18 protein-coding genes and 1 pseudogene are annotated in these 17,133 nt (G+C 63.5%); 13 read left to right on the forward strand and 6 right to left on the reverse strand.

What is annotated here, in order from left to right:
- The first annotated feature begins 111 nt into the window (after positions 1 to 111).
- A complete protein-coding gene (locus NGR_RS25285) occupies positions 112 to 372 on the forward strand; it encodes an ArsR/SmtB family transcription factor (RefSeq protein WP_037389169.1) in 261 nt (86 codons plus the stop codon).
- A 179-nt stretch (positions 373 to 551) separates the two neighbouring features.
- Here the strand turns inward: NGR_RS25285 and NGR_RS25290 are convergent, their stop codons facing one another.
- On the reverse strand, positions 552 to 725 hold the full coding sequence (locus NGR_RS25290) for a YdcH family protein (RefSeq protein WP_012709330.1): 174 nt from the start codon (positions 723 to 725) through the stop codon (positions 552 to 554).
- A 211-nt stretch (positions 726 to 936) separates the two neighbouring features.
- On the opposite strand from NGR_RS25290, the gene NGR_RS25295 reads away from it, so the two are divergent.
- From NGR_RS25295 to NGR_RS25320, 6 genes are all read left to right on the forward strand, one after another.
- Complete coding sequence (locus NGR_RS25295; RefSeq protein ID WP_012709331.1) at positions 937 to 1,140, forward strand: YdcH family protein; 204 nt, start codon at positions 937 to 939, stop codon at positions 1,138 to 1,140.
- 53 nt (positions 1,141 to 1,193) lie between these two features.
- Positions 1,194 to 1,658: a 5-(carboxyamino)imidazole ribonucleotide mutase gene (gene purE / locus NGR_RS25300; RefSeq protein WP_164924679.1), complete on the forward strand. Its 465-nt coding sequence runs from the start codon at positions 1,194 to 1,196 to the stop codon at positions 1,656 to 1,658.
- Complete coding sequence (locus NGR_RS25305) at positions 1,655 to 2,704, forward strand: 5-(carboxyamino)imidazole ribonucleotide synthase (RefSeq protein ID WP_012709333.1); 1,050 nt, start codon at positions 1,655 to 1,657, stop codon at positions 2,702 to 2,704. The genes purE and NGR_RS25305 overlap by 4 nt, the downstream gene beginning before the upstream one ends.
- 177 nt (positions 2,705 to 2,881) lie before the next feature.
- Positions 2,882 to 3,007 (forward strand): type B 50S ribosomal protein L36, encoded by a 126-nt coding sequence (ykgO, locus tag NGR_RS25310; protein ID WP_012709334.1) that lies wholly within the window; start codon positions 2,882 to 2,884, stop codon positions 3,005 to 3,007.
- Between the two features lie 96 nt (positions 3,008 to 3,103).
- On the forward strand, positions 3,104 to 3,703 hold the full coding sequence (locus NGR_RS25315; RefSeq protein ID WP_012709335.1) for a hypothetical protein: 600 nt from the start codon (positions 3,104 to 3,106) through the stop codon (positions 3,701 to 3,703).
- 50 nt (positions 3,704 to 3,753) lie between these two features.
- Positions 3,754 to 4,800, forward strand: a complete 1,047-nt coding sequence (locus NGR_RS25320) for an alpha/beta fold hydrolase (protein WP_012709336.1) — start codon at positions 3,754 to 3,756, stop codon at positions 4,798 to 4,800.
- Here the strand turns inward: NGR_RS25320 and pyk are convergent.
- Positions 4,767 to 6,206 carry a pyruvate kinase gene (gene pyk, locus NGR_RS25325; protein ID WP_012709337.1) on the reverse strand — a complete coding sequence of 480 codons (1,440 nt, stop codon included), beginning with the start codon at positions 6,204 to 6,206 and terminating at the stop codon, positions 4,767 to 4,769. The genes NGR_RS25320 and pyk overlap by 34 nt on opposite strands.
- Positions 6,206 to 6,589 (reverse strand): annotated as a pseudogene (locus tag NGR_RS25330) (DUF1036 domain-containing protein); the annotation flags it as partial. The pseudogene NGR_RS25330 and the gene pyk, both read right to left, overlap by 1 nt.
- Positions 6,590 to 6,976: 387 nt before the next feature.
- Here NGR_RS25330 and NGR_RS25335 point away from each other — a divergent pair.
- The 3 genes from NGR_RS25335 (at position 6,977) to NGR_RS25345 (ending at position 8,538) form a co-directional block, all read left to right on the forward strand.
- Positions 6,977 to 7,771, forward strand: a complete 795-nt coding sequence (locus NGR_RS25335) for an N-formylglutamate amidohydrolase (RefSeq protein WP_012709339.1) — start codon at positions 6,977 to 6,979, stop codon at positions 7,769 to 7,771.
- Positions 7,772 to 7,789: 18 nt separating this feature from the next.
- Entirely contained in the window at positions 7,790 to 8,095 is a 306-nt protein-coding gene (locus tag NGR_RS25340; protein WP_012709340.1) for a DUF1244 domain-containing protein, read from the forward strand.
- A 176-nt stretch (positions 8,096 to 8,271) separates the two neighbouring features.
- Entirely contained in the window at positions 8,272 to 8,538 is a 267-nt protein-coding gene (locus tag NGR_RS25345; protein ID WP_012709341.1) for a DUF2312 domain-containing protein, read from the forward strand.
- A 169-nt stretch (positions 8,539 to 8,707) separates the two neighbouring features.
- Here NGR_RS25345 and NGR_RS25350 read toward each other — a convergent pair whose 3' ends face one another.
- Both NGR_RS25350 and NGR_RS25355 read right to left on the reverse strand, forming a co-directional pair.
- Positions 8,708 to 10,570 carry a DUF882 domain-containing protein gene (locus NGR_RS25350; RefSeq protein WP_012709342.1) on the reverse strand — a complete coding sequence of 621 codons (1,863 nt, stop codon included), beginning with the start codon at positions 10,568 to 10,570 and terminating at the stop codon, positions 8,708 to 8,710.
- 180 nt (positions 10,571 to 10,750) lie between these two features.
- A complete protein-coding gene (locus tag NGR_RS25355) occupies positions 10,751 to 12,295 on the reverse strand; it encodes a sigma-54-dependent transcriptional regulator (RefSeq protein WP_012709343.1) in 1,545 nt (514 codons plus the stop codon).
- A 185-nt stretch (positions 12,296 to 12,480) separates the two neighbouring features.
- Between NGR_RS25355 and NGR_RS25360 the strand changes: the two genes are divergently transcribed.
- From NGR_RS25360 to NGR_RS25370, 3 genes are read left to right on the forward strand one after another with little or no spacing between them, the layout of a single operon-like run.
- Positions 12,481 to 14,349 carry a M3 family oligoendopeptidase gene (locus tag NGR_RS25360; RefSeq protein WP_012709344.1) on the forward strand — a complete coding sequence of 623 codons (1,869 nt, stop codon included), beginning with the start codon at positions 12,481 to 12,483 and terminating at the stop codon, positions 14,347 to 14,349.
- 45 nt (positions 14,350 to 14,394) lie between these two features.
- A complete protein-coding gene (locus NGR_RS25365) occupies positions 14,395 to 15,552 on the forward strand; it encodes an aminodeoxychorismate synthase component I (RefSeq protein WP_012709345.1) in 1,158 nt (385 codons plus the stop codon).
- Positions 15,549 to 16,175 carry an aminotransferase class IV family protein gene (locus NGR_RS25370; RefSeq protein ID WP_012709346.1) on the forward strand — a complete coding sequence of 209 codons (627 nt, stop codon included), beginning with the start codon at positions 15,549 to 15,551 and terminating at the stop codon, positions 16,173 to 16,175. The genes NGR_RS25365 and NGR_RS25370 overlap by 4 nt, the downstream gene beginning before the upstream one ends.
- On the opposite strand, the gene NGR_RS25375 is transcribed toward NGR_RS25370, so the two are convergent.
- Positions 16,140 to 17,090 (reverse strand): GGDEF domain-containing protein, encoded by a 951-nt coding sequence (locus tag NGR_RS25375; RefSeq protein ID WP_012709347.1) that lies wholly within the window; start codon positions 17,088 to 17,090, stop codon positions 16,140 to 16,142. The two genes, NGR_RS25370 and NGR_RS25375, sit on opposite strands and share 36 nt — an antisense overlap.
- Positions 17,091 to 17,133: the final 43 nt, after the last annotated feature.

Genomic DNA, 17,133 nt, shown 5'->3' on the forward strand with positions numbered 1-17,133 from the left:
TCCAAAGCGGGCGAGCTCCGCAAACCGGCACGGATGCTGCAAAGCAATGCGGATTTATCGCAATGCACAATTTTCTTGCTGCCCCGGGAGAATTCGCATAACGTCCCGGTCATGACGATCGCGGACCCATTCGACGCCATTGCGGATCCGAACCGGCGCTACTTGCTGGAGGAACTGCGGCGCGCCCCGAAGACTGTCAATGAACTCGCCGAGGGGCTGCCGATCAGCCGGCCGGCGGTGTCGCAGCATTTGAAGGCGCTGCTCGATTGCAATCTCGTATCGGTATCGACGAGCGGCACCCGGCGTATCTACGCGATCCATAGACCCGGCTTCGACCGCCTCAACCTATGGCTCGATCAGTTCTGGTCCTGACGGCGCAGACGCGCGGCTCGTTGCCCGCAACGGCCGAATTGACAAGACCGGGCGGAGAAGCGGACCGGGCCATCAGCCCGGTCGAGCGATCCGTCATGTAATGGGATTGTTCTTGACCTTGCGCCGTGTCGCCTCCGCAAAACGACGCCTCCCGAAAACGCGGGAAATACCGTTCACATTCAGTGTGTCGAGGAACGGAGTCTTTCGATTTCGTCCTTGATGCGCAGCTTCCGCCGCTTGAGTTCGCTGATCAGTTCGTCCTCGCAGGAGGGAGAATTGAGCGCTTCATGCAGTTCCTCTTCCAAGGCGCCATGTTTTTTCTCAAGCGTTGCAAGATGAGCCTCAATGGTCATTGGCAGTCCCTTCCTTTTGCTTGCATCCAGCACGCAAATGCCGGATGTTCCATGGTTGTAACCTTACTAGTGTGCCATGCCATTTTTCATTTGTCGAAGGCGAAATGATGACGTCGGATAACTTCCCGTCACCGCCCAAGATGTGATAGAGCGGCGCAGGAAATTCCGGATTGCGTCGTCGACGTGACCGGGCTTATGGGGATCGTTTTGCATGCCGGATCAGGACCAGGCCGAACTCAGACTGACCATAGCGCGCCTGAGGCAGGAACATGAAGACTACGACGTCGCCATCAATGCCATGATCGAGACCGGCTGCGACGCCCTGCGCATCCAGCGCATGAAGAAGAAGAAGCTGGCCATCAAGGACAAGATCAGCAAGATCGAAGACCAGATCATCCCCGACATCATCGCCTGAAACGGATCCTGACAGACGTGACCGAAACCACGACCCCGCCCGTCGCCATCATCATGGGAAGCCAGTCGGACTGGGAGACGATGAAGAATGCCGCCGATACGCTCGAGGCACTCGACATCGCCTACGAGGCCCGTATCGTTTCGGCGCACCGCACGCCCGACCGGCTGGTCCGTTTTGCCAAAGGCGCGCGCGACGAGGGCTTCAAGGTGATCATCGCCGGCGCCGGCGGGGCCGCTCACCTGCCGGGCATGTGCGCCTCGATGACGCCGCTGCCGGTGTTCGGCGTTCCGGTACAGTCTAAGGCACTCTCCGGCCAGGACAGCCTGCTGTCGATCGTGCAGATGCCTGCCGGCATTCCGGTCGGCACGCTCGCGATCGGCAGGGCCGGGGCCGTCAATGCCGCCCTGCTTGCCGCCGCCGTCCTGGCGTTGAGCGACGACGACCTCGCCGACCGTCTTGACGACTGGCGCGAACAGCAGACCGTTTCGGTCGCCGAGTATCCGGTAGACCAGGCATGAAAACCATCGGAATCATCGGCGGCGGCCAGCTCGGCCGCATGCTGGCCATGGCGGCTGCCCGGCTGAATTTCCGCACCGTCATTCTCGAACCGCAGCCGGATTGTCCCGCCGCCCAGGTGGCGAATGCCCAGATTGTCGCGGCCTATGACGATCCTGGAGGGCTCGACGAACTCGCCCGGGCCTCAGACCTGATCACCTACGAGTTCGAGAACGTTCCGGTCGCTGCGGCCGAGCGGCTGACCGCGGCGCGGCCGGTCTTCCCGCCGCCGAAGGCGTTGGAGGTCGCGCAGGACCGGCTGGTTGAGAAGCAATTTATCAATGGCTGCGGCATTGCCACAGCCCGTTTCCACGCCGTCGGCAGCCAGGCGGACCTCGAGGCGGCGCTTGCCGATTTCGATGGCGCCGGCGTGCTGAAGACCCGCCGCCTCGGCTATGACGGCAAGGGGCAACGCCTCTTCCGCTCCGCAGCCGACGATCCGTCCGGCGCCTTCGCCGCCCTGGGGAGCGTGCCGCTGATCCTCGAAAGTCTCGTGCCTTTCGAACGGGAAATCTCGATCATCGCCGCGCGCGGCCCCGACGGCGCCACCGCCTGCTTCGATCCGGCGGAAAACGTGCATCGGGACGGCATTCTCTACACGTCGACCGTGCCCGCGTCGGTCGCCGCCCCGACCGCCGAGGCTGCCCGCAAGGCCGCGACCGCCATTCTCGAGGCGCTCGGCTATGTCGGCGTGATCGGCGTCGAATTTTTCGTGCTTGCCGACGACAGCGTCGTCGTTAACGAGATTGCCCCGCGCGTCCACAATTCCGGTCACTGGACGGAAGCCGCCTGCGTCGTTTCGCAATTCGAGCAGCATATCCGCGCCATTGCCGGCCTGCCGCTCGGCGACCCGTCGCGTCATTCGGACTGCCTCATGCAGAACCTCATCGGCGACGAGATTGCCGAATTGACCAACCTGCTCGGCGAGCCGAACGTGCTGGTTCACCTCTACGGCAAGGCCGAGGCCCGTCCCGGTCGTAAGATGGGTCATTTCACCCGTCTCGTTTGAGCCCGTTGGCCACAGGTTTGGGCCCGCCCGTGCCGAAATCCCGCGGTCCTGCGGTTGACACAGTGGGGGCGACACGGTATGTGCCTGCCTACTTGAAGAGCGCGCTGAATGGCGCGCTTTTGATTGTTGGAATTACCGGGCGAATTTTCGTTCCCCGAAACCTGCGGATCAGGAAAAATGAAGATCAAGAATTCGCTCAAGTCGCTGAAGACCCGTCACCGCGAAAACCGCCTGGTTCGCCGCAAGGGTCGCGTCTACATCATCAACAAGTCGAACCCGCGCTTCAAGGCTCGCCAGGGCTGATGCCCTCGGGCGGCCCAAGGCCGCCGGCCTGAACGTCGGTCGCTTCGGTGATCCTCATTCACATTTGATTTTGAACTTGTTTCATGGCGGGCTACGATGTCCGCCATGCGCATTTTTCTGACTTTGATTCTGGCCCTGACCGTCCCGGCAACTGCGGCCCTGTCGCAGGCGACCCAGCCCGCCCCTCAGCCGGAGACGGCCAGTCTCACGACACCCCAACAACGCCTCGACGCCCTGTTCCTGGACCTCAAGAAGGAGCGCGACGAAAACAAGGCGCGCGAACTTGCCGACCGCATCCGCCTCGAATGGCAGGAGTCCGGCAGCGCCACGGTCAACCTTCTGATGCAATCGGCCGACAAGGCGATCACCGACGACAAGAAGCCTGTGGCCCTCGATATTCTCGACCAGGTCATCGCGCTTGCTCCCAATTACGTCGAAGGCTGGAATCGCCGCGCCACGCTGCATTTCCAGATGGGCAACTACCGCAAGTCGATGTCCGACATAAACCGTGTGCTGGCGATCGAACCCCGGCATTTCGGCGCGATCGCCGGCATGGCAACCATGCTGGAGGCGGCTGGCAAGAACGAGCTGGCGATGCGGGCATGGCAACAATTCCTCGATGTCTATCCCTCCGACCGCAAGGCCCAGGAGCAATTCGGGGAACTCGCCGAAAAGCTCGCCGGCAGCCGTACGTGACGGGCGGCGACATCCAGTGACCCACAGCCGTTCGCCGATATGACCGACGCATGCTCCTGGCTCTTCTGATTATCGCCGCGCTGATCCTTGCCGCTTTCGCCCACAGCCAATGGCAGGCGCACCGGATCGCAGCGCGATTCCCGAACGGCGGCGAACTGGTGGACGTCGGCGGTTTCCGGATGAACTGCGTGCATATCCGGCCGAATGGGGCGGTGGATCTACCGCCGGTCGTCTTCATTCATGGCGCCGGCGGCAATCTTCTCGACCAGTTGCACGCCTTTCTGCCGGCGCTCGACGGCCGTGCCGAAATGCTCTTCGTCGACCGGCCGGGTCACGGTTATTCGGAGCGCGGCGGGCCGGCCAATGCACGTCCGGACGGCCAGGCCGACGCTATTGCCCGCCTGATGGACAAGCGCGGCGTCTCCCGGGCAATCATCATCGGTCACTCTTTCGGGGCGGCGATTGCCGCCAGCCTGGCCCTTCGCCATCCGGACAGAACCGAAGGCGTCGTGCTGCTCGCCCCGGCAACGCATCCCTGGCCGGGTGGCGTCGACTGGCATATTACCTTCGCGGCACTGCCCTTTATCGGCTGGCTTTTCGCCAACACTGCCGTCATTCCGATCGGGCTAAGGCGCATCGACCGGGTCACGCAGACGATATTCTGGCCGAACCCGCGCCCGAAAGACTACGTAGACAATACGGCGCCGCACCTCGTGCTCAGACCAGCCACTTTTCTCAACAATGCCGTCGACGTCGCCAACCTGCACGCCTACGTCACGCAGGTGGCGCCGCGCTATGCGGAGATTTCCGCGCCGACGGTGATCATCACCGGCGACCAGGACGGGATCGTCCTTGCCGACATCCATTCCCGCGGACTGGCATCATCTATCAAGGGATCTGAGCTGCTGTGGATCGGCAATCTCGGCCATAAGCCGGATTACGTCGTGACCGACCTCGTCGTCGCCGCGATCGAGAAGCTCTCCGGCAAGCCGCGCGATCTTCAGGAAATAGCAAGACGGGCCGAAGCCCGCCTGTCGGTCAAGGACCCGATTGAGGATCTTTCCTATACGCCGGTGCGGCCGTCCGAGCCGATATAGGCGATGCGCAGCATGTTGGTGGCGCCGGGCGTTCCGAGCGGCACGCCGGCGGAGATGATGATGCGATCCCCCGGCTTGCCAAAACCCTCGGAAACGACGATGCGGCAGGCGCGATTGACCATGTCGTCGAGGTCGGTCGCATCCTCCGTGACGACGCAATGCAGGCCCCACACGACCGAGAGGCGACGGGCCGTCTGGACGATCGGCGAAAGGGCGATGACCGGCACCTGCGGGCGCTCGCGGGCGGCGCGCAGACCGGTCGCGCCCGACGACGTGTAGGTGACGATCGCCGCCAGATTGAGCGTCTCGGCGATCTGGTGGGCGGCAAGCGAGATGGCGTCGGCGCCGGTTGCCTCCGGCGGCGTGCGCTGGGCGTAGATGATGCCCGAATAATGCGGGTCGCGTTCGACGTTGCTGGCGATCGAGGCCATGGTTGAGACCGCTTCGACCGGGTATTCGCCCGAGGCCGATTCGGCCGAAAGCATGACCGCATCGGCGCCTTCGAACACGGCGGTGGCGACGTCCGAGACCTCGGCGCGCGTCGGCACCGGCGAGGAGATCATCGATTCGAGCATCTGCGTCGCGACGACGACGGGCTTGCCGGCACGCCGACAGGCGCGCGTCAGCTGCTTCTGCAGGCCGGGGACGGATTCGAGCGGCATTTCCACGCCGAGGTCGCCGCGTGCCACCATCAGCGCGTCCGAAAGCTCGATGATCTCGTCGATGCGCTCGATCGCCTGCGGCTTCTCGATCTTCGACATGATTCCGACGCGACCGCGGGCGATCTTGCGGACCTCGGCAAGATCCTCCGGCCGCTGGATGAAGGAGAGCGCCACCCAGTCGACCTGGCCGGTGGCGAGCACCGCGTCGAGATCGGCCCGGTCCTTGTCCGTGAGGGCGCCGACGCCGAGCAACGTATCGGGCAGGCTGACGCCCTTGCGGTCGGAGATCCTGGTGCCGGAAACGACAGTGGTGACGATGCTTTTGCCGTCGGTCTTTTCGGCTCTGAGATGCAGCTTGCCGTCGTCGATCAGCAAGCGGTCGCCGGGCTTCACCGCCTCGAGAATTTCCGGATGCGGAAGATAGACGCGCGTGGTGTCGCCGGGCACGTCCTTGTTGTCGAGCGTGAACGTCTGGCCGATCTTGAGGTCGACCTTGCCGTCGGCGAACTTGCCGACGCGCAGCTTCGGCCCCTGAAGATCGGCAAGGATGCCGATCGGCCGGCCGCAACGCGCTTCGACACTGCGAATCCGCTCGATGAGCATGCGCATGACGTCATGGCTCGCATGGCTCATATTGATGCGGAACAGGTCGGCCCCCACCTCGTGCAGCTTCTGGATCATCTGCTCCTCGGACGATGCCGGCCCGAGCGTGGCGAGGATTTTGACTTTTCTGTTCCGTCTCATCAATTCTGGCTTTCCTGCGTGCCGGGCGTATCGGAAAGCTGAACCATCCAGCTCCCCTGCCGCCCCGTGTCATATTCCTTGAATCCCATCCGCTGGAAACCGCGCGCGAAGCAGTCCTGCACGCCGGCGATCTTGAACTCGTTTTCGGCGACGCACATGTTGATGTCGCCGGTCCACCGGCCGCCCTTGGCCGCGTCCTCCGCATAGAGATAGTAGTAGCGGGACTGGAGTTCGCCCTCGATCAGCGTCGCGCAGGTCGTTGCCGGCACCTGCCACCAGCCCTCCGTGACCCAGCCTTCCTTGGCACGATAGCCGATCGCCACGCCGACCAGTTGCTGCGTCCCGTTGCAGACCCGAAAGTCGGCCCGAGCTTCGCCAGAAATGAGAAATGCGCCGGAAACTACCAAGGAATACAGGAGGATAGCTCCTAACGTCGTCGACCCCGGCTTCGCTTTGGAAAAAGGATATCTAGACACGGCTTCCTGCGGAACTCCGTTTTTGAAATTGCGTGGCACTTTCTTGCGACGGCCAGCCCGGAAAGTCAACGCAACTCTAATCGATTATATTTGCCATTCCTGTGACAGAAGGCGCTGAACTCACGGCTTTTTATTGCGAGGCGCAAATTTGCGTGCGATCAGGTTCGCAACGCCCTGCTGCATGTCTCCTTAAATCGACCTCGATTTGAGGAGACATGCAGCAATTCAAAGTGCTACAGCGACCTTTGCGCGCCTGATAAGGCGCGCGGCGCTGTAGAGCGACACGGGATCGGAATGCGCCACTTCTCCCCCTACGAAATCATCGACGGCAAACGGGAAAAGGGTCTCGTCCTGCTTGCCGACCACGCCATGAACCGGCTTCCCCAGGAATATGGGCGCCTCGGCCTTGCCGACAGCGTCTTCGAGCGCCACATCGCCTATGACATCGGCATCGAATCTTTGGTGCGGCGATTGTCCGCGGCACTCGAGGCACCTGCGGTGCTCGGCTGCTTCTCACGCCTGCTGATCGACCCCAACCGCGGCGAGGACGACCCGACGCTGATCATGAAGATCTCGGACGGCGCGATCGTCCCGGGCAACCATCCGATCACCGACGAGGAATGGCAGAACCGGCTGAATCGTTTTCATCGGCCGTACCATGAGGCGGTGTCGCAGACCATCGCCGAGGCCGCTGCCGCCGGCGGCAAGCCGCCGCTGGTGATCTCTCTGCATTCCTTCACACCCGCCTGGAAGGGTATTGCGCGCCCCTGGCACGCGGCGGTCCTCTGGGACAACGACCCGCGCGCCGTCTTCCCATTGATCGAGAAGCTCGAAGCGGCCGGCGACATCATCGTCGGCAACAACGAGCCCTATGACGGCGCCCTGCGGGGCGATACCATGTACCGCCACTGCATGATGCCGGGCATCGCCCATGCCTTGATCGAGGTGAGGCAGGACCTGATTGCCGACGCAGCAGGGGTTGCCGCCTGGGCCGAGCGGCTGGCGCCTATCCTCGCGGAGCTCAACGCCATGCCGGCGCTTCATGCGTATCAGCGCCATCCATCGCGGACCGGCGCCTATGAGGGCTGACGAATAGGAGACAATGCATTGACCGAACTCAGCAGTGAGCAGCGCATCCAGTTCGAGGCCGCCGCCTTCCGCCGGCTGGTCGAGCATCTGCGCACCCGTAGCGACGTCCAGAACATCGACCTGATGAACCTCGCCGGCTTTTGCCGCAACTGCCTGTCGAACTGGTACCGGGAGGCCGCCGAAGCGTCGGGCACCGAGATGAGCAAGGAAGAGTCGCGCCAGATCATCTATGGCATGCCCTATGACGAATGGCGGGAGCGTTACCAGAGCGACGCGTCCGCCGAACAGCAGGCAGCCTTCGAGCGCAACCGCCCGAAGGAGTAGCGCAATCCAGGAAGACGGGAATTTCCCGCCATATCCACATCAATCCACATGTGCAGCACCGCTCCGCGCCGGCTCGCGGAGGAATTGCCCGTTCTGTTGCGTAAAGGCCCTTGACCTCGCCTGCCGTTCGCGGCAGGTCACGGCACAAGAATTGTATTCCCCCTAAGGAGAAGACCATGTCGGATGCTCAAGGCTTCGCACGCGATCAGCTTCGCGCTTTCATCGAACGGATCGAGCGGCTGGAAGAGGAAAAGAAGACGATCGCCGATGACATCAAGGATGTCTATGGCGAAGCCAAGTCGATGGGCTTCGACACGAAGATCCTGCGCAAGGTCATTTCCATCCGCAAGCAGGACGCCGACGAGCGCCTGGAGCAGGAAGCGATCCTTGACACCTATCTGCAGGCACTGGGGATGGTTCCGGCGGCCGAGGAGGCCGCATAGTTGCTAGAGCATTTTGCAGTCAGGTGGAATCACCTGATGTCGCACAAATGCGACAAAAACAAATAGTTAGAGCTGCGGCGCGAACGCATGTGAGCGCATCCCGGTCTAAGAGTCGGGATCAACAAAAAGCCCGCCGGTCGGCGGGCTTTTTCATGTCCGGTGGATGACTTCAATTGGTACTGAACTTCTTCACTTCCATGAAGTTCACGGCATTGCCGCTGAAGCGAGCCGTATCGACCGAGCCGACACCGCTGTTGAAGCCGGCTGCATAGACGGTGGTCGGCGCGGCCCTGAGCGAGCTGCTGACGAACCGAGGTGCCTTGACAGGCTTCGACAGCGTGGCGACGCGTCCGGTAGAAAGCGCCCATTCGGAGATGATCTTCTTGGTCAGCTTCGGCTCCGTTCGGACGGAGGAGCGGCTTGCCGCCTCCGCATCCTGCCGTTTTGGACGGGCACCCTTCGAAGGAAGGTCGGCCTCGGTATCGAAGGCGCTGTCGAAGATTGCAGCCTGCGAACGGGTATCGGACTGCGGCGCGTAGGCGGCCACCTGGATCGCCGACCCCTGATGCTCGTCGACGGTCGGTGCCGCCAGCGCAACACGCGTATCGACCGGCGGGGTCATATCAGCCGGGGCCATGTCGATCGTCTCGGCAACGGATGCGGCCGCAACCGGGCGCTCCGGAACGAGCGGCACGGTGACATTGGCTTCGGCGACGGCGGCGAGCGCCGCTTCCCCGGCCGGACGCATCCCCGGCACCGGAACGAAGCCGAGTTCAGGCGTCTGGCCGTCTGCCGAGGCCACCAGCGTCTCGCCGGCCACCAGCGCGTTCATGTCATGCCGTGCGAGCATCTGCGGGACCGGCACCTTCAGCGTGCTGAGATCCGCATATTCCGACGGCGTCTCGGCCGTCTGCGGCATGGCGGCGGCCAGGGCCTCCTGGGCACTGTTCTTTTCCGGTGCAACAAGCGCGACGGCTACGCCGCCCTCCGCTGGAGCATTCTTGAAGGCAGGGCGCACGGCGGGTACCGGCGCGTTGATGGTCTGCTGTTCTTCCGCCGACGCACCGGCGACCGAACCCGCGACACCCGGCAACGCCTCCTGATCTGCCGACGCCGCGGCGGTCTGGACCTTGGCCGGAGCTCCCTCGTCGCCGCCCTCGCCTGCGCCGGCGGCGATCGCTGTCGGTTCTTCGTCCTCGTCCCCGCCGCCGCCGAACAGCGCGGCAAAGAGGTTGCGGCGCTTGCCGCTGCCGACATCGCCCGGTCCTTTCGCGCCACCGCCGGCGACCTCGATCGCCGAGGAACCGACGCGCCGCTTGTAATCGGCAACCGCCTGCTCATAGCCCGGCAACGGCCGGCCGTCGGCCGGGATATGCATGGTCTTGCCGTCTGGGAAGAGCCGTGCGAGTTCGTTGCGGGTCATGCGCGGCCAGGCGCGCACGCCGCCGACGTCCATGTGCACGAAGGGCGACCCCGAGGTCGGATAATAGCCGACGCCGCCGACCTGGAACTTCATGCCGATCTCGCGCAGCGTCTTCAGCCTCACGTCGGGCAGGTAGAAGTCCATCGCCTTGCCGAGCATATGCTGGCTCTTCTTGGCGACGCCCTTCGAACGGGACCGCAGCATGCCGTTGGTGGCGGGCGAGCGATAGGCGGAGACGACGTGGATGTAGTCGCGCGAACCGCTCTTCTGGTAGACTTCCCAGATCAGGTCGAGCAGGCGTGGGTCCATCTTGGTCGGCTCGTTCCGCCGCCAGTCGCGCAGGAACCGGTTGATCTGCTGCAAGCCCTTCGAATCGTAGCGGCCGTTGCGCTTGAAGGTGATCTGCGCCTTTTCCTTGGTATGGATGAAATAGAGCTTCAGTGTCCGTGTCTGGCCGGCGGCCTCGACCGGCGGCGCCATTCCGGGAGTGACGAGGGAGCAGGCCAAGGCGATGGAGGCGAGAACCTGCGGCCCCTTGCGGGTAATCGCCGAGCAGAGTCTGCGCGTCAAGGAACCAAGAGGCTCCCCCAAACCGAACAAATTTGGCATTCAATCCCCGTTCGCCGGACTACCGTGCTTTGCTGTCTCAGATGACTGTCAAATAAGGTGACAGCATGGCAAATATGCCACAGTCGTCACCGCCCCTTATAATATAGTGAACAGTTTCCTAACAAGGTCTAAACGGCGGTGAGCGAATTGCACGGCAAATGAGGTGTGAATGCGTCGATTTTATGCCGCTTCGCGCACCGGATTGTCCGGATCGATGCCGTAATCCTTGAGCTTTCGATAGAGAGTCGAGCGCCCGATGCCGAGTTTGCGGGCTACCTGGCTCATCTGGCCGCGATAGAACTTCAGCGCAAACCGAATCAGTTCCTCCTCGACTTCGGCAAGTTTGCGCACCTCGCCGCCCTCGTCGACGCTGGCGATGGCGTTTTCGGAACGTCCTTCCGGCACCGGGCCGAAAGGCTCGGACCGTTCCGGGATATCGGGGCGCGAAGGGAGAACGGTTGCAGTGGCGCCAGCCGGCGGACGGCGTTCCGGACCCGCCTCGCCCCAGGAGAACCCGCTGCGGTCGGCAACGACGTAGCCCGGTATCTGGGTGGCGATCTGCGGAAAGTCCTTGACGGTGAGTTCGCCGCCTTCGGCAAGCACGACGGCGCGGAAGATGGCGTTTTCAAGCTGGCGGATATTGCCGGGCCAGTCATAGGCGGTCAGCAGCGCCATGGCGCCGCTCGAAACCGTCACAGGCTGGTTAAGCCTCTGCTCCGCGGTGAAGCGCTCGACGAAGGCGCGCACCAGCACGGGAATGTCCTCCTTGCGCCGGCGCAACGCCGGGATGGTGATCGGGAAGACGTTGAGGCGATAATAGAGGTCCTCGCGGAAGCGCCCCTCGCGCACCTCGTTGATCAGGTCCTTGTTGGTGGCCGAGATCAGCCGCACGTTGACGCGCTGCGGCTGGCGTGCGCCGACCGTCTCGATCTCGCCCTGCTGGACGGCGCGCAGCAGCTTCACCTGAACCTCGAGCGGCAGGTCGCCGATCTCATCGAGGAACAAAGTGCCGCCGTCCGCGTCGACGAACTTGCCGCTGTGCTTTTCGGTCGCGCCGGTAAAGGCGCCCTTCTCATGGCCGAAGAGGATGCTCTCGACGAGGTTATGCGGGATGGCCCCGCAGTTGACGGTAACGAAGGGCTTGCTCGCCCGGTCGCTTGCCGCCTGTATCGCCCGCGCCACCATCTCCTTGCCGACGCCGGATTCGCCCTCGAGCACGACCGGAATGTTCGACTGCGCGGCACGCCGCGCCAGATCGAGGACGCGGATCATCGCCGGGCTTGCCGAGACGATATCGTCGAAACCGATCGCGCCGCCACGCGGCCGGCGAGCGGTTTTGACCCTTCCGTCGCGGCTTGCCATCTTCAGCGCATTGCCGATGGCAATCGACAGCCGCTCCGGGGAGACCGGCTTGACGAGGAAATCGAAGGCACCCGCCTGCATCGCCTGCACGACCGTCTCGATGCCGCCCTGCCCTGTCTGGACGATGACCGGCGTATCGATACCCCTTTCGGCAAGCGCCTCGAGAAAGCCGTGGCCGTTCATCTCCGGCATCAGCAGATCGAGCAGGATGACATTGATCATGCCGCCCTTGCGCTCCAGGAGTTCGAGCCCGCTGCGCCCGTTGTCGGCGAGATGCGCGACATGGCCGAGCCGCTCGATCATGTTCGTCAGCAAACGGCGCTGCACCGGATCGTCATCGATGACAAGAATATGGGATGTCACGAAAGCCTCCTGCTTAGGACACGCGGTACTCTTTGGCCAGCCTCATGTGCCAAATCATGCCAGCCATTCGTGCCATAGAGGACTGAACATCGTGTTTTGAGAAATGCTTGCATTTTAGCCATTGCGGACGATAGCAATGCGCCCCATATCGCTTGCCTGCTCCAGGCAAAACGGGAGACCCGCCAATGACACTCGCTTCGCCCCTTCTCGCCGCCTTCGGTCCCTCCCCAGTGCGCGCGCCGGCGGTGCAGGCGGCGAGCGCAGTTGCCGACCTCGGCGATCTGCCCACCTGGCGGCTCGAGGATCTCTACGCCTCCGCCGGCTCCGACGAATTCCGCCGTGATCTCGCAAAGGCCGAAGCCGACGCGCTTGCCTTCGAGAACAGGTGGAAGGGCAATCTGGCAGACGCCGCCGCCAGGACGGGCGATCAAGGCATCGGCGCGGCCGTCAAGGAGTTCGAGGCGCTCGAGGACCTGATGGGCCGCATCGCCTCCTTCGCCGGCCTCACCTATTTCTCGGACACGTCCAATCCGGCGAACGGCAAGCTTTACGGCGACGTCCAATCGAAGCTCACCGATATATCGGCGCATCTGTTGTTCTTCTCGCTGGAGCTCAACCGGATCGACGACAAGGTAATCGACGCCACGCTCGAGGCGGACAGCCTTGCCGGCCATTACAAGCCGTGGATTCTCGACCTGCGCAAGGACAAGCCCTACCAACTCGACGACAGGCTGGAGCAGCTCTTCCTGGAAAAGTCGATGACCGGGGCGAACGCCTTCAACCGGCTGTTCGACGAGACGATCGCGTCGCTGACCTTCTCGGTCGACGGAGAAGCGCTGCCGCTCGAGGTGACGTTGAACCTCTTGCAGGATGCGTCCTCCGAAAACCGCAAGAAGGCGGCGATCGCGCTTGCCGAGACCTTCAAGGCGAATATCCGCACCTTCACACTGGTCACCAATACGCTCGCCAAGGACAAGGAAATTTCCGACCGCTGGCGTGGCTTCGAGGACATCGCCGACAGCCGCCATCTCGCCAACCGGGTCGAGCGCGAAGTGGTGGACGCGCTTGCCGCGGCGGTCAAGGACGCCTATCCGCGCCTCTCGCATCGCTACTATGGGCTGAAAGCCAAGTGGCTCGGCATGGAGCAGATGGAGTTCTGGGACCGCAACGCGCCCCTGCCGGAAACACCGAACGCGCTGATCCCCTGGGGCGAGGCGAAGGACACGGTCCTATCCGCCTATCACGGCTTCGCGCCGGAAATGGCATCGATCGCCCGGCGCTTCTTCGATGACCGCTGGATCGACGCACCCGTGCGGCCGGGCAAGGCGCCCGGCGCCTTCGCCCATCCGACGGTCCCCTCCGTGCATCCTTACGTGCTCGTCAATTACATGGGCAAACCGCGCGACGTGATGACGCTCGCCCATGAACTCGGGCATGGCGTCCACCAGGTGCTCGCCGGTGGGCAGGGCGCGCTGATGGCATCGACCCCGCTGACGCTCGCGGAAACCGCCTCGGTCTTCGGCGAGATGCTGACCTTCCGCGCCCTCCTCGACCGGACCAAGGACAAGCGCGAGCGCAAGGCCATGCTCGCCCAGAAGGTCGAGGACATGATCAACACGGTCGTGCGCCAGATCGCCTTCTACGAATTCGAACGCAAGGTCCATACGGCGCGCAAACAGGGCGAGTTGACCGCCGACGATCTCGGCGAACTGTGGCTGTCGGTGCAGCGCGAAAGCCTCGGGCCGGCCATCCGGATTTCGGAAGGCTATGAAACCTACTGGGCCTATATCCCGCATTTCATCCATTCACCCTTCTATGTCTATGCCTATGCCTTCGGCGATTGCCTGGTGAATTCGCTCTATGCCGTCTATCGGAACGCCGAGAGCGGCTTCCAGGAGAAATACTTCAACCTGCTGAAGGCCGGCGGGACCAAGCATCACTCCGAACTCCTTGCACCCTTCGGGCTCGATGCCGCCGATCCGTCGTTCTGGGCACAGGGCTTGTCGATGATTGAAGGGCTGATCGATGAACTGGAGGCGCTTGATAAGGCGTGATCCGCGCCCCGCGGAACGTTGACCGACTGACAGCGACCAGCCTCGATGATTGACCACGCGCCCTTTGTCCTCTTCCGGGACGACAGCGAAGACCGCACGACGGTGTTCGCTGAACCTTCGCGCATGATCACGGCGCGCACGCGGGCGGAGTTCCGACGCGGACTTTCAGAACTCGAGGCTGCCCGCCGCGCCGGCAAATGGCTCGCCGGCTACATGGCCTATGAGGCGGGGCATCTCTTCGAGGCAAAGCTCACCCCCTTTGCCGAGGAGCAGCGCGAGACGCCGCTGATGTCCTTCGGTGTCTTCGATGCACCGGCGGAAGGCCACGCGCTCGCCGAGCCACAGCGACGCGTCGAGAACGAGCCCTTCCTTTCCGAGCTCCGGGCCGGCTGGGATTTTCCGGCCTATCGCCAGCGTTTCGAACGGCTGCACCAGCACCTGCGCCAGGGTGATTGCTACCAGGCGAACCTGACGATGCCGATCCATGCGCGCTGGTCCGGCGATCCGCGCGCCGCCTTCTGGTCGCTGATCGAACGCCAGCCGGTCAAGTACGGCGCGCTGGTGGCGCTCGATGGACCCGTCCTGCTGTCGCGATCGCCCGAGCTCTTCTTCCACGTCGATACGGACGGCTGGATCGAGACGCACCCGATGAAAGGCACCGCACCGCGTGGCGCGACCGCCCAGGAGGATGCGGCGATCATCGCGGAGATGCGCGAGGACGAGAAGACACAGGCCGAAAACCGGATGATCGTCGACCTGTTGCGCAACGACATCTCCCGCATCACCGAAGTCGGCACGCTCACCGTGCCGAAGCTCTTCGAGATCGAGACCTATCCGACGGTCCACCAGATGGTGAGCCATGTGCGGGCCAGGCTCCTGCCGGATATTTCGGTCGCCGACATCTTCGCCGCCCTCTTCCCCTGCGGCTCGATTACCGGCGCGCCGAAGATGCGGGCCATGCAGATCCTGCACGAACTGGAATCCGGCCCCCGCGACGCCTATTGCGGGGCGATCGGCTTCATCGCGCCGGATGGCGTGATGCGCTTCAACGTGGCGATCCGGACGATTTCCCTGTTTCCCGACGGCCGCGCCATCTTCAATGTCGGCGGCGGCATCGTTTTCGATTCCAGGGCCGAAGCCGAATATGACGAATGCCTGCTGAAGGCCCGCTTCGCCGTCGGCGACGCCGGGATCGCCCGATGACGGATTTCTCGCTGATCGAGACCCTGCGCTATGAGCCCGACACCGGCTTCGTCCGCCTCAGACTGCACCTCGCACGGCTGACACGCTCCGCCCGCCGCCTCGGCTTCGCCGGCGCGGCGGCCGCCGCGGCGCGGCTGCAAGAGGCGGTTCGCGAGGCGGAAGGGCCTTTGCGCGTGCGGCTCACGCTCGACCGTCACGGCGCCGTTGCGGTCACCACCGCGCCGTTCACACCGCTACCGGCCGACGCGCTGTGGCGCATCCGGATCGCCTCCACCCGGCTCGATTCTTCCGACCGGCTGCTGCGGGTGAAGACGACGCGGCGCGGCGTTTACGATGCCGCACGCAGCGAGTTTTCCCCGGATCAGGCCGACGAAGTGATCCTGCTCAACGAGAGGGACGAGGTCTGCGAGGGCACGATAACCTCGATCTTCCTCGACGATGGCCATGGAGTGCTGAAGACGCCACCGATTTCCTGCGGCCTGCTCGCCGGCGTCCTCAGGACGGAACTCATCTGTCAGCGGCGCGCGCGGGTCGCGCGGCTGACGGCCGCCGACCTGCATGGTGGCCGCCTCTATGTCGGCAATTCCCTACGAGGTCTGATCCGGGCGGAACTCATGGTCTGAGCCGGGCAGGGTATAGCGCTTCACCCGGTCGCGGCCCTCGCGCTTCGCCAGATTGAGTGCCTGATTGGCGCGGGAATAGATGTCGCTGACCTTGTCGCCCTCGCGATACTCCGCAAGCCCGACCGAGCAGGTGTAGTAGAATTCCGGAATGTTCGACAGCGGCCTGGCGCCGCGCACCTTTTCCAGCAAGCGATCGAGGATGAGGTTCGACTCGCTGACCGTCGTGTCGGGCAGGATCAGCATGAAGGCCTCGCCACCGAGGCGGCCGAAGCAGTCGGAGCGACGGACGAAGCCCTGCATTTGACGCGCGAAATCGATCAGCACATCGTCGGCGCGCTGCGGACCATAGCGATCGTTGATCGCCTTGAAATAATCGATGTCGACGATCGCCACACAACCCCACATCTGCGGATTCTCGGCGCAGTTCTGGATGAATTCGGCGAGCTTACCGAGGGTATGGCGCCGATCGGGAACATGGGTCAGTTCCTCCACCGGCGTATCCCGCAAGGCGAAATCCCTGTCCTTCCGGTGCTTGCGCTCCTCCTCCCTTATGGCGGTCACGTCGACCGCCATCGAAAGCGTCCAGCCCTTTTCATCGATGGTCTCCGTCACCCACAGCGAGCGGCCGTCATGCAGTTCGGCCTCCGTCGTGCGGGACGGCACGGTGAGGCGCCGCTCGAGGGCCGTGCCGATCCAGGTATCGATGTCGTCGGTGCCGAGTATCATGCCCCGGCCCGCCGCGTGATTGCGGCGCACGATCTCTTCCCAGGTCGGCGACTCGTCGGCGCCGACATGATAGGTGGAACGGAATGCCGCATTGGCAAAGCGCAGCCGATCGTGCTGATCGTAGAGCGACATCAGCACGGGCGATCGGGCTTGCAAACCCATCAGGGCCTTGAGGTAATCACCGGTCATGGTTGGTCTGCTCCAGCTTGAACAAGAAATCAATCACGGCGCG

The organism is Sinorhizobium fredii NGR234, from assembly GCF_000018545.1.
GTDB classification, from domain to species: domain Bacteria; phylum Pseudomonadota; class Alphaproteobacteria; order Rhizobiales; family Rhizobiaceae; genus Sinorhizobium; species Sinorhizobium fredii_A.

What these genes read in the sequence shown, in the direction of transcription:
- NGR_RS25285 (WP_037389169.1), top strand. Translation starts at nt 112, where the DNA reads ATGACGATCGCGGACCCATTCGACGCCATTGCGGATCCGAACCGGCGC.
- NGR_RS25290 (WP_012709330.1), bottom strand. Translation starts at nt 725, where the DNA reads ATGACCATTGAGGCTCATCTTGCAACGCTTGAGAAAAAACATGGCGCC.
- NGR_RS25295 (WP_012709331.1), top strand. Translation starts at nt 937, where the DNA reads ATGCCGGATCAGGACCAGGCCGAACTCAGACTGACCATAGCGCGCCTG.
- purE (WP_164924679.1), top strand. Translation starts at nt 1,194, where the DNA reads ATGGGAAGCCAGTCGGACTGGGAGACGATGAAGAATGCCGCCGATACG.
- NGR_RS25305 (WP_012709333.1), top strand. Translation starts at nt 1,655, where the DNA reads ATGAAAACCATCGGAATCATCGGCGGCGGCCAGCTCGGCCGCATGCTG.
- ykgO (WP_012709334.1), top strand. Translation starts at nt 2,882, where the DNA reads ATGAAGATCAAGAATTCGCTCAAGTCGCTGAAGACCCGTCACCGCGAA.
- NGR_RS25315 (WP_012709335.1), top strand. Translation starts at nt 3,104, where the DNA reads ATGTCCGCCATGCGCATTTTTCTGACTTTGATTCTGGCCCTGACCGTC.
- NGR_RS25320 (WP_012709336.1), top strand. Translation starts at nt 3,754, where the DNA reads ATGCTCCTGGCTCTTCTGATTATCGCCGCGCTGATCCTTGCCGCTTTC.
- pyk (WP_012709337.1), bottom strand. Translation starts at nt 6,206, where the DNA reads ATGAGACGGAACAGAAAAGTCAAAATCCTCGCCACGCTCGGGCCGGCA.
- NGR_RS25335 (WP_012709339.1), top strand. Translation starts at nt 6,977, where the DNA reads ATGCGCCACTTCTCCCCCTACGAAATCATCGACGGCAAACGGGAAAAG.
- NGR_RS25345 (WP_012709341.1), top strand. Translation starts at nt 8,272, where the DNA reads ATGTCGGATGCTCAAGGCTTCGCACGCGATCAGCTTCGCGCTTTCATC.
- NGR_RS25350 (WP_012709342.1), bottom strand. Translation starts at nt 10,570, where the DNA reads ATGCCAAATTTGTTCGGTTTGGGGGAGCCTCTTGGTTCCTTGACGCGC.
- NGR_RS25360 (WP_012709344.1), top strand. Translation starts at nt 12,481, where the DNA reads ATGACACTCGCTTCGCCCCTTCTCGCCGCCTTCGGTCCCTCCCCAGTG.
- NGR_RS25365 (WP_012709345.1), top strand. Translation starts at nt 14,395, where the DNA reads ATGATTGACCACGCGCCCTTTGTCCTCTTCCGGGACGACAGCGAAGAC.
- NGR_RS25370 (WP_012709346.1), top strand. Translation starts at nt 15,549, where the DNA reads ATGACGGATTTCTCGCTGATCGAGACCCTGCGCTATGAGCCCGACACC.
- NGR_RS25375 (WP_012709347.1), bottom strand. Translation starts at nt 17,090, where the DNA reads ATGACCGGTGATTACCTCAAGGCCCTGATGGGTTTGCAAGCCCGATCG.